12 protein-coding genes are annotated in these 10211 nt (G+C 62.9%); 9 read left to right on the forward strand and 3 right to left on the reverse strand.

Going from position 1 to position 10211, the window contains the following annotated elements; genetic code table 11:
• Positions 1 to 137: 137 nt before the first annotated feature.
• Positions 138 to 632 carry an arsinothricin resistance N-acetyltransferase ArsN1 family B gene (locus BLR71_RS13995; protein WP_092527684.1) on the reverse strand — a complete coding sequence of 165 codons (495 nt, stop codon included), beginning with the start codon at positions 630 to 632 and terminating at the stop codon, positions 138 to 140.
• Between the two features lie 127 nt (positions 633 to 759).
• On the opposite strand from BLR71_RS13995, the gene BLR71_RS14000 reads away from it, so the two are divergent.
• From BLR71_RS14000 to BLR71_RS14040, 9 genes are all read left to right on the forward strand, one after another.
• Entirely contained in the window at positions 760 to 1119 is a 360-nt protein-coding gene (locus BLR71_RS14000; RefSeq protein WP_092527687.1) for an ArsR/SmtB family transcription factor, read from the forward strand.
• Positions 1116 to 1529, forward strand: coding sequence for an arsenate reductase (glutaredoxin) (gene arsC / locus BLR71_RS14005; RefSeq protein WP_092527690.1), 414 nt, complete (start codon positions 1116 to 1118; stop codon positions 1527 to 1529). Before BLR71_RS14000 ends, arsC begins: the two co-directional genes overlap by 4 nt.
• Positions 1526 to 2242, forward strand: coding sequence for an arsenical resistance protein ArsH (gene arsH / locus BLR71_RS14010; protein WP_092527693.1), 717 nt, complete (start codon positions 1526 to 1528; stop codon positions 2240 to 2242). Before arsC ends, arsH begins: the two co-directional genes overlap by 4 nt.
• Positions 2243 to 2253: 11 nt before the next feature.
• On the forward strand, positions 2254 to 3564 hold the full coding sequence (locus BLR71_RS14015) for an arsenic transporter (RefSeq protein ID WP_092527696.1): 1311 nt from the start codon (positions 2254 to 2256) through the stop codon (positions 3562 to 3564).
• 299 nt (positions 3565 to 3863) lie between these two features.
• The gene (locus tag BLR71_RS14020) at positions 3864 to 4070 is read left to right on the forward strand and encodes a cold-shock protein (RefSeq protein ID WP_092527699.1); all 207 of its coding nucleotides are present in this window, start codon (positions 3864 to 3866) and stop codon (positions 4068 to 4070) included.
• Positions 4071 to 4353: 283 nt separating this feature from the next.
• Positions 4354 to 6123, forward strand: coding sequence for an SLC13 family permease (locus BLR71_RS14025; RefSeq protein WP_092527702.1), 1770 nt, complete (start codon positions 4354 to 4356; stop codon positions 6121 to 6123).
• A gap of 87 nt (positions 6124 to 6210) precedes the next feature.
• On the forward strand, positions 6211 to 6903 hold the full coding sequence (locus BLR71_RS14030) for an alpha/beta hydrolase (protein ID WP_092527705.1): 693 nt from the start codon (positions 6211 to 6213) through the stop codon (positions 6901 to 6903).
• 10 nt (positions 6904 to 6913) lie between these two features.
• The gene (locus BLR71_RS14035) at positions 6914 to 7546 is read left to right on the forward strand and encodes a DUF938 domain-containing protein (protein WP_092527708.1); all 633 of its coding nucleotides are present in this window, start codon (positions 6914 to 6916) and stop codon (positions 7544 to 7546) included.
• A gap of 146 nt (positions 7547 to 7692) precedes the next feature.
• Positions 7693 to 7914 carry a hypothetical protein gene (locus tag BLR71_RS14040; RefSeq protein ID WP_092527711.1) on the forward strand — a complete coding sequence of 74 codons (222 nt, stop codon included), beginning with the start codon at positions 7693 to 7695 and terminating at the stop codon, positions 7912 to 7914.
• 112 nt (positions 7915 to 8026) lie between these two features.
• Here BLR71_RS14040 and BLR71_RS14045 read toward each other — a convergent pair whose 3' ends face one another.
• Complete coding sequence (locus tag BLR71_RS14045) at positions 8027 to 9439, reverse strand: PhoH family protein (protein ID WP_092527714.1); 1413 nt, start codon at positions 9437 to 9439, stop codon at positions 8027 to 8029.
• Positions 9440 to 9746: 307 nt separating this feature from the next.
• Entirely contained in the window at positions 9747 to 10124 is a 378-nt protein-coding gene (nirD, locus tag BLR71_RS14050; protein WP_092527717.1) for a nitrite reductase small subunit NirD, read from the reverse strand.
• Between the last annotated feature and the right edge of the window lie 87 nt (positions 10125 to 10211).

A 10211-nucleotide genomic window follows, 5' to 3' on the forward strand; every position in this document is an offset into this window, starting at 1 on the left:
TAGGAAAAAGGCCATGTGACGGGGCCTCGACGTAGATGTCGGCCATTATGACAACGCGAAGGGGCCTCGCCAAACGAACGATGGCTCGCAGATATCGAGTGCGAACATGCTGCTCTGGGAACCTCGTCGTTGAGGCGCTATTGAGCGTTCAGTGTGCCCTGCCAGTAGCCCACGTCCAGCCAGCGGCCAAACTTGAAGCCGACTTCGCCTAGGTGGGCGACTTTTTCCATGCCCATCTTTTCATGCAGGGCAACGCTGGCGTCGTTGGGCAGTGCGATCAGGCCAATGGCGGTGTGGATGCCCCGCCCGCGCAGCTCGGCAAACAGGGCCTCGTAGAGCCGCGACCCCTGACCCCGGCGGACCCGCTCGTGTTCCAGGTACACGGTCACTTCCACGCTGTAGCGATATGCCGGCCGCGTGATCCATTGACCGGCGTAGGCAAACCCGATGACCTGCTCCGATGCTTCCAGAACCAGCCAGGGCAGGCCGTGATCCTGGCAGGCCTGGATACGAGTGGCCATGATCTCAGCGGTGACCGGCTCTTCCTCGAAGGTGATGACCGTTTGCTCGATGTAATGGTTGTAGATGTCGGCGATGCGCCCTGCATCTTCAAGCGTGGCGTTCCTGATCATGGATCTCTCCTGTCCTTGGCTGGTCTCGCATCGGGCTGTTGCATCAAACGATCAATTTATCAGCACCTCACGCGCAAATCATCGGTGTGGATTGTGCGCACAACAATATGTCGATAAACTCCGACATATGGACACGAACAATGCTATCGACATCTTCGCCGCCCTGGCCCAGGCCACTCGGCAGGAGGCCTTTCGCCTGCTGGTTGCCAATGAACCGGAAGGCTTGCCGGCCGGCGAAGTCGCCCGGCTGCTGGCGGTGCCTCACAACACCATGTCATCGCACTTGGCCGTACTGGCACGGGCGGGGCTGGTGCGCTCGCAACGCCAGAGCCGGTCGGTCATCTATCGGGCCAACCTGGACGCCATTCGCGACACGGTGCAGTTCCTGGTGCAGGACTGCTGCGGCGGGCGCCCCGACGTCTGCCAGCCGCTGCTCGATAGCCTGCAGCCATGCTGCCCACCGCCTGCCAACGGAGCATCTTCATGACTGTCACGATCTACCACAACCCGGACTGCGGCACCTCTCGCAATACCCTCGCCATGATCCGTGCATCCGGCGAGGAACCGCAGGTGATCGAGTACCTGAAAACTCCACCAACCCGGGAAACGCTGCTTGAGCTGCTGCTGGCAATGGCGATACCGCCCCGGGAACTGCTGCGCCGCAAGGGAACGCCTTACGACGAGCTGGGGCTTGACGACCCTGCGCTGAGCGACGAGCAGTTGATCGACGCCATGATGGCTCATCCCATCCTGATCAATCGCCCGATTGTCGTCTCCGAAAAGGGCACGAAGCTGTGCCGTCCCTCCGAAGCGGTGCTCCCCCTGCTCGACAACCCGGTGTCGACGTTCACCAAGGAAGACGGCGACGTGATTCACTTTGACGGGAGCGCGTCATGAGTCTGGCGGACCTGCCCAATATCGATCCTGAGCAGTTGCACCCCATCGACCATGCCTGCCTTGCCGGCCCGGACGCGCCACGCCATGCACCGCGCATCCTGGTCCTGTATGGCTCCCTGCGGGAACGGTCCTACTCGCGCCTGCTGGCGGAGGAAGCCGCGCGCCTGCTGCGCTGGTTCGGCTGCGAGGTGCGCACCTTCGACCCGCAGGACCTGCCGCTGCCGGATGGCGCCGATACCGACCACCCCAAAGTCGCTGAACTGCGGGAACTGGCCAGCTGGTCGGAAGGCATGGTCTGGGTCAGCCCGGAACGTCATGGCGCCATGACGGCGGTGATGAAAGCTCAGATCGACTGGATTCCGCTGGCCCTCGGCGGTGTCCGCCCGACCCAAGGCAAAACCCTCGCCGTGATGCAGGTCTGTGGCGGCAGCCAGAGTTTCAACGCCGTTAACCAGTTGCGGGTGCTGGGTCGATGGATGCGGATGTTGACCATTCCCAACCAGTCCTCGGTGCCGAAAGCCTTTACCGAGTTCGACGATGCCGGGCGCATGGCATCGTCCCCTTACTACCGGCGGGTGGTCGACGTGTGTGAGGAACTGGTGAAGTTCACCTGGCTGACCCGCGGTCACGGCGCCTACCTGACCGACCGCTATTCGGAGCGGGTGGAAAGCGCCGAACAAGTGTCCCAACGCGTTAATCAAGGTTCGCTCTAGGGGTTAATACGATGCTTGCTTTGCTGATTTTTATCGCGACCTTGGTGCTCGTGATCTGGCAACCCCGCGGCCTGGGGATCGGCTGGAGCGCCCTGGGCGGTGCGGCCCTGGCCCTGGCGACCGGCGTGGTCCACTGGCCCGATGTCGCCCTGGTCTGGGACATCGTTTGGGATGCCACCTTCACCTTTGTGGCGCTGATCATCATCTCGCTGATCCTCGATGAGGCCGGCTTTTTCTCCTGGGCCGCGCTGCATGTGGCCCGCTGGGGCGGGGGGCGAGGGCATGTGCTCTTCCCACTGATCATCCTGCTGGGGGCCTTCATCGCCGCCTTCTTTGCCAACGACGGCGCGGCCCTGCTGCTAACGCCGATCGTGGTGGGCATTTTGATGCGGCTGGAATTCAGCGCAACGGCAGCCCTGGCCTTCATCATCGCCACCGGCTTCGTCGCCGATTCCACCAGCCTGCCGCTGATCATTTCCAACCTGGTCAATATCGTCACCGCCAACTACTTCGATGTGTCCTTCGTGCGCTATGCGCAGGTGATGGTGCCGGTGAACCTGGCGTCGCTGGTGGCCACGCTGGCGGTGCTCTGGCTTTATTTTGGCCGTCGAATCCCTTCACACTACGACACTTCGACCCTGGCCGAGCCGTCTTCGGCCATCCGCGACCGGCAGGTATTTCACGCCGCATTCCCGATGCTGGTCCTATTGATGCTGGCCTATTTCGTGACCGCGCCGCTGGATATTCCCATTGCCCTGGTGACGGGCGTGGCGGCCCTGGCCCTGATGGCCATTGCCGGGCGCTGGTATGTGGCCAAGCGGGGGCGGGTCATCTCCCTTAAGCGGGTCTTGCAACAGGCGCCCTGGCAGATCGTGCTGTTCTCGGTGGGGATGTATCTGGTGGTTTACGGCCTCGGCAATGCCGGCCTGACCCATAGGGCGGCACAGGCCATCACCTGGCTGGGGGAACAGGGGCCCGTTATCGCCACCGTGGGCACCGGCTTCTTGACGGCGGTGTTGGCCTCGATCATGAACAACATGCCATCGACGCTGGTAGGCGCCCTGGCCATCGAGCAGGCCCAGGTGACGCCGCTGGTCCGAGAGTTGATGGTCTACGCCAACGTGATCGGCAATGACCTGGGCCCAAAGTTCACGCCGATCGGCAGTCTCGCCACCCTGCTGTGGCTGCACGTCCTGGCGCGCACCGGCCATCGCATCAGTTGGGGGCAATACATGAAGGTGGGGCTGATCATCACTCCACCCGTGTTGCTGGCGACCCTGCTGGCCCTCGCGTTCTGGCTGCCGGTGGTCAGCAGCCACTGAGCGACAGTCGATAATCGAGGGCTAGCGTCGTTTGTGGTGGGCGTACGAGCACCCGCCCAGATGCCCATGAACGGGGCGTTACAGAGCGCGCTGCGCGGGGCAAAAAAGGGCGTAAAAATTTGTTTGACGGGCCCTGAGCGCGCATGCATAGTTCGATGAGTTGGTCGGCAAGATGCATTTCGTCAGTAGTACTCGAACTCGCTGTAATTGCTTCGGTAGTCTGGTGAATATCGTACTTGTTTTGCCCACTCACTTCGGGTAATTCCCGGTTCATCATCAGCTATTCGAGGATTTCGACAATGGCAACTGGCACAGTTAAGTGGTTCAACGACACCAAGGGCTACGGCTTCATTTCTCCGGAAGATAACGGCGACGACCTGTTCGCGCACTTCTCCGAGATTCAGGCTGACGGCTTCAAGACCCTGCAGGACGGCCAGAAGGTTTCCTTCGACGTCACCCAGGGCAAGAAAGGCCTGCAGGCTTCCAACATCAAGGTCATCGACTGAACCGCGACCTTGATGCATTGCGGCTGGCTCGCTAGCCAGTCGCTTGGCAAGGCCCGCTTCCGGCGGGCCTTGTGCGTTTTACCGCCCGACAACGCCGCGCGGGTTTCTCTTGCCTGCGGTCCTGCCTGCTTTTCTTCTCGCTTGCCTCAAGGGTTCGTTATCGCGCCCCGCGCTTGAGTGTGCGATCGCGCTATTGGGAATAACGAAATTTCTACAAATAACTTTTCGCTATATTCGCAAGGCGTCACAATAGGCTACTTTCGATTTTTCTGGTGGGTGGTCGATGTCTTTGGATGCCTGGCTTGCCGTTGCCGTGGTGGTTGCCGTCTTCCCGATGATGGCGCTGACCCGGATCGGTACCGACATGATTCTTCTGGGTGCGGTCGTGGTGCTGATGACCTTCGGTGTGATTGGCCCGGATCAGGCGCTGGCGGGGTTCTCGAGCAGTGGCCTGTTCACGGTGGCCTTCATGTACGTGCTGGTGGCCAGCATCCGCGAGACCGGTGGCATCGATCTGATCATCCGCCATGGCCTGGGCCGGCCCGGCAGTGAAGCGGCTGCCCAGTGGCGGTTGCTGGTGCCGGTAGCCACCATGAGCGGCTTTCTCAATAATACGCCGGTGGTCGCGACCTATATTCCGGCGGTACTGGGCTGGAGCCGACGCATCCGTCAGCCGGCCTCGCGCTTTCTGATGCCGCTGAGCTTTGCCTCCATTCTTGGCGGTACGGTATCGCTGCTCGGCACCAGCACTAACCTGGTGGTCAATGGCCTGCTCGGCGAGCGCTATCCTGAGCTGAGCCTGGGGCTCTTCGACATCGCCTGGGTGGGGGTGCCGATGGCAGTGGTCGGTGTGATCTACCTGGCACTGGTGGGGCGACACTTGTTGCCCCGCGGCGGTGGTACCGCTCAGGCCTTCGAGAACCCGCGAGAGTTCACCATCGAGATGGAGGTCGATCCCGAAGGGCCGCTGGTCGACAAGAGCGTCGAGCAGGCGGGACTTCGTCACCTGGAAGACCTGTTTCTGGTCGAGATCGAGCGCGGCGGTAACGTGGTTAGCGTGGTGGGCCCGGGGGAGATGCTCAAGGGCAACGACCGGCTGGTGTTTGCCGGCACCTCGGCAGGCGCGGTGGAGCTGCAGCAGATCCGTGGGCTGATGCCTTCGCGGCAGGGCGAGCTGAGCCTCGAGAAAGACTACAAGGAGCGCCGGCTGGTCGAGGTGGTGGTCTCCGATCAGTGCCAGTTCGTTGGTCAGCGCATCCGCGAGGGGCATTTTCGCACCCTCTATGGCGCGGCCGTGCTGGCGGTGTGCCGTGGTGGCGAACGAGTCGCCGGCAACCTGGGCCAGATACGCCTGCAACCCGCTGACGTGCTGCTGCTCGAGGCCCGCCCGCCGTTCATCGAGCGTCACCGACAGTCTCGCGACTTCCTGCTGATCAGCCAGGTCAACGGCCAGGCGCGGCCGGTGCACGAGAAGGCCTGGCTCGCCTGGAGCATCCTCGGTGGCGTGGTGGTGCTGGCGACCTTCGGCGTGATGAGCATGCTCAACGCCGCGATGCTGGGTGCAGCCCTGGCCGTGATCACCGGCTGTTGCTCGGTGGGGGCCGCCAAGCGCGGCATGGACACCCAGGTGCTGCTGACCATCGCGGCCTCCTTCGGGCTCGGCGCGGCCCTTGAGAGCTCCGGCGCGGCGGCGGCGATGGCCAGTTCCGCCCTGGGGTTGGTAGATGCCAGTCCCTGGCTGCTGTTGGTGGGCGTCTATGTGCTGGTGGCCTTGCTTACCGCGCTGGTGACCAACAATGCGGCGGCGGTGATTACCTTCCCCATCGTGACGGCGGCCGCCGAAAACCTCGGCGTGAGCCCGATGCCCTATGTGATTGCGGTGATGTTTGCCGCCTCGGCGAGCTTCATCACCCCGATCGGTTATCAGACCAACCTGATGGTCTACGGGCCCGGCGGTTATCGCTTCCGCGATTATCTGCGGGTCGGCGGGCCGCTGAACCTGATCACCGCGGCGGTGGCGCTGGGGCTGATTCCGCAGATCTGGTCCTTTTAGGCCCTATCCGGCCACGGTCGGCGCTCGCCGCGGCGGGGGCGGCTGGGGTAGGGTAACGGCAACGTTTTTCCTGCTAGGAGCCCTCTGATGAGCACTTCCAACGAGCGCGTGATAGAGCCTGCCGGCGGCCGACCGGCCAATGCCAGCCTCATCCTTCTGCATGGCCTGGGCGCCGACGGCAATGATCTGGCGCCGATCGTGCCGGCGTTCACGCTGCCCGATAGCGTATCGCTGCGCACGGTGCTGCCCCATGCGCCCCGTCTGCCCGTCACCGTGAACGGCGGCATGCAGATGCCCGCCTGGTACGACATCCTCGAGATGAATCTCGGGCGCCGGGTCGACGAGACCCAGTTGCGGGCCTCCGCCAAGCGCGTGCATGAGATGATCGATGCGGAGATCGCGCGTGGCATCGACAGCCGCCGTATTATTCTGGCCGGTTTCTCTCAGGGCGGCGCCGTGGCCTATGAGGCGGCGTTGACCTATCCCGAGCCCCTCGGTGGCCTGCTGGCGCTGTCGACTTACTTCGCGACCGCGGACTCCATCGTGCCCAGTGACGCCAACCGTGACCTGCCCATCGAGGTGCATCACGGCACCTTCGACCCGGTGGTGCCGGAGTCGCTGGGGCGCGAAGGTGCCAAGCGCGCCGAGGCCATGGGGCACCCGCTGACCTATCGCAGTTACCCCATGCAGCATGCGATCTGTCCGCAGCAGATCACCGACATCAGTACCTGGCTGGGCGAGCGCCTGGGCGAGGGCGTCGATGCGTCGGCCAACAGTTAAAGGAACCGCGATGTACTCTGATTCCCGTCTATCGAGCCCGGCAGTGGCGCGCAATCGCGCCCCGATTCTTGAGGTGCTCGAGCCTGCGCTGCAAGAGGTGCTGAGCGCGTGCGGTGCCGACCGCCTGCGAGTGCTGGAACTGGCCAGCGGTAGCGGTGAGCATGCGCTGTATTTCTCCCAGGCATTGCCCTGGGTCGACTGGCAGCCCAGCGACCCGAGCGCCGAGGCGGTCGCCTCGATTCGCGCCTGGCGGACGGAGCAGGGCACGGCCAATCTGGCCGAGCCGCTGACCCTGGATGTCACCCGCCGGCCCTGGCCGCTGGAGAGCATCGATGCACTGGTGGCCATTAACCTCGTTCACATCTCGCCCTGGGAGGTGACCGAAGCGTTGATGGCCGAGGCCGGCGAGCGTCTGCCGCCGGGTGGTCTGCTTTTCCTCTATGGCCCTTATCGCCGCGACGGCCAGCACACGGCCCCCAGCAACGAGGCCTTCGATGCCTCGCTGCGCACACGGGATTCGCGCTGGGGCATTCGCGATCTGGAAGCGGTGCTGGCCTGCGCACAGGCCGAAGGCCTGACGCTAGACAAGGTCGTCGAGATGCCGGCGAATAACCTGAGCGTGGTCCTGCGCAAACAAAAGTAAAGCCAAGGGGAATGCCAAGAGGAATGCCCGGTACCGGGAACCTCTCAGCGGTGTCAGTGTTTTATAAGGTAGCGCCGGCTTGAAGTCTTGGCTGATTGCCCAGATCATTCATTGACGACACCACCAGACCTTCCCAGGAGACATGCATGCCCGATCTATCCGAAGACTTCCGCCTGCCGGTCGGTTGCCCCAACTGCGCAAGCCACCGCATGCGGGTATCTCAGGTGCACAATCCTGACGACAAGGTGTTCTGCGCTTCCTGCAACACGCCGGTGTGCCTCTATCACGAGGCCGAGGAGATCATTCGCAAGGGCGCGGGCAGCGAGAGCGAAGCCTTGCTCGAGGAAGCCGCCAACCGCCAGCGCTGAACCGCGCGCTAGCCGCGCAGACAGGGCGGCTAGCAAGACGCGCAATGTTAGACTGGAATGTAAGACGCCCGCCTGATGGCGGGCGTTTTTGGTTGCAGGTAAAGCAGGTGGGTTAAAGCAGTTCCTCACCCGCCAGGGCCAGCCGCGAGCGCTCGACGCTTCTCAGCGTGATGTGCCCCGCGTGGGGCCAGTCGCGGAAGTTTTGCACCACTGCCGCCATGCCGCAGGTGTTGGCAGTGAGGTAGGGCGTGTCGATCTGGCCGACGTTGCCCAGGCAGACGATCTTGGTGTTGCGCCCGGCGCGGGTGATCAGGGCTTTCAACTGCTTGGGGGTGAAGTTCTGCGCTTCGTCGATGATCAGGAAGGTGTCATTGAGGGTGCGGCCGCGCATGAAGCCCGGCGAGCGGATTTGCACCCGCGAGCCGATCAGCGACCGGGTGGCGTCATTATTCCAGCTCGATGAGCCGTCTTTCTCGTCACGCAGCAGGTTATCCATGTTGTCATGGAAGGCGCCCATCCAGGGCGACATCTTTTCTTCCTCGGTGCCGGGCAAGAAGCCGATGTCCTCGCCCATGGGAATCGGCGCTCGCGTGAAGACGATGCGCTCGAAGCCCTTCATGTCCAGCGTTTGCTGAAGCGCTGCCGCCAGGGTCATGAAGGTCTTGCCGGTGCCTGCGTTGCCGGCAATGGTCACCAGGTCGATATCCGGGTCCATCAGCAGGTTGAGGGTGAAGTTTTGGCGGCTGTCGTGGGCGTGTACGCCCCAGACGCCGGCGTGATGACGATAGTTGGCGAGTAGCTGCAGCCGCGCGCTGTTGGGGCCCAGCTCACGGATGATGGCTTCGAAGTTGGCGCCGTTTTCACAGTCAGAGACCAGCATGCCGACATGCCAGTCACTGGGCATCTCGCCGCTTAGCTGGTAGTAGGTGTGGTGGTCGGCGCGCTCGACCTTGACCTCGACATTGAGCGCCTCCCATAGCCCCATGGCATGCTCGCCGGCATCCGGGTATACCTTGGCGCCCTCGCTCATGACGTCCTGGTCAGAGAAGGCGCGGTCGTTGAGGTAGTCCTCCACCGGCACCTTGAGCGCGGCGGCCTTGACGCGAAGATTGATGTCCTTGGTGACCAGAATGACCGAGGCATCCGGGCGCTCATCACGTAGCCGACAGGTTTCGGCGAGGATGCGGTTGTCCGGACTGTCTTCCAGGTTGTCCAGCGGTTTCAGATCGTTATAGCAGAGAAAGCGCAGGCGTCCGGTGACGCCGATGGAGCCGGGAATCGGTATGCCGGCCTGGATCTCGTCGAAGCCGACTTGGCTGGTGATATCGGAGAGGGTGCGGCTGACTTGGCGGGCGGTACGGGCGATCTCGCGAATGCCGTTCTTGTGCTTGTCGAGTTCCTCCAGAACGGTCATGGGAATGACCACATCGTGCTCTTCGAAATGATAAAGGGCGGCAGGATCGTGAATCAGAACGTTAGTGTCTAGCACGTAAAGCCGGGTGGCTTTCTTGTCGATTCGTACCATCGGCAGGAACACTCCTTGGTTAACGGCAGTTCCGACACTGGCATTTAGCCCTTACGAGGGCATGACAGTTCAAACCTGGTCTCGGCCGGTGTCGCTTCTCCTGTCCTTGCGGTCGTTTGACTCCTCCTGTCGCTGGGGGGCGTTACCCAATAGCTTTAGCATGCACCCAGTGCGCGCGATTCGCCAACCCGATGTCTTTCACGTTGTGGCGACGCTGTGCCTAGTTGACCAGGGTTGGGTCGATGCCCTCGATATTCCGGATGGTGCAGACGACCGGCTCGAGGGCCTGTCCACGCCCAAAGCGCTCTCAGCCCAGGTCGATCAGCACCCGTTCTCCATCGAAGCGCAGCGGCCAGCAGCGCAGCCGCACCGCTTCGTCTTCCACGCATTGGCCGTCCTTGAGCCGAAAATGCTGCTTGTAGATCGGTGAGGCCACTACCGGCTCCCCTTGGATATCGCCGACGATGCCCCTGGCGATGACGTTGGCGTCGGAGAAGGGGTCGTGGTGATCAACGGCGAAGAGCTCGGTGGCTTGGCCGGGCAGGTAGAACACGGCCACCTGCACCGGTCCCTCTGGTGTTTCAGTCCAGGCGGCGACGCCGGAGTGGGCGACCAGGTCGGCCTTGGTGCAAAGGGGCTGCCACGTCTGGGTCATTGTCTGGTCTTGTGCGGTTGCGGCGGTCATGGAGGGTTCCTCGAGAAGATGGTGTCGGGTAGTTGGTGGGGTCAGCTTATCCGGCGACAAGCCCCGCGAGGGCGCTAGGAACTAATC

The sequence above is a fragment of the Onishia taeanensis genome (assembly GCF_900100755.1).
GTDB classification, from domain to species: Bacteria; Pseudomonadota; Gammaproteobacteria; order Pseudomonadales; family Halomonadaceae; genus Onishia; species Onishia taeanensis.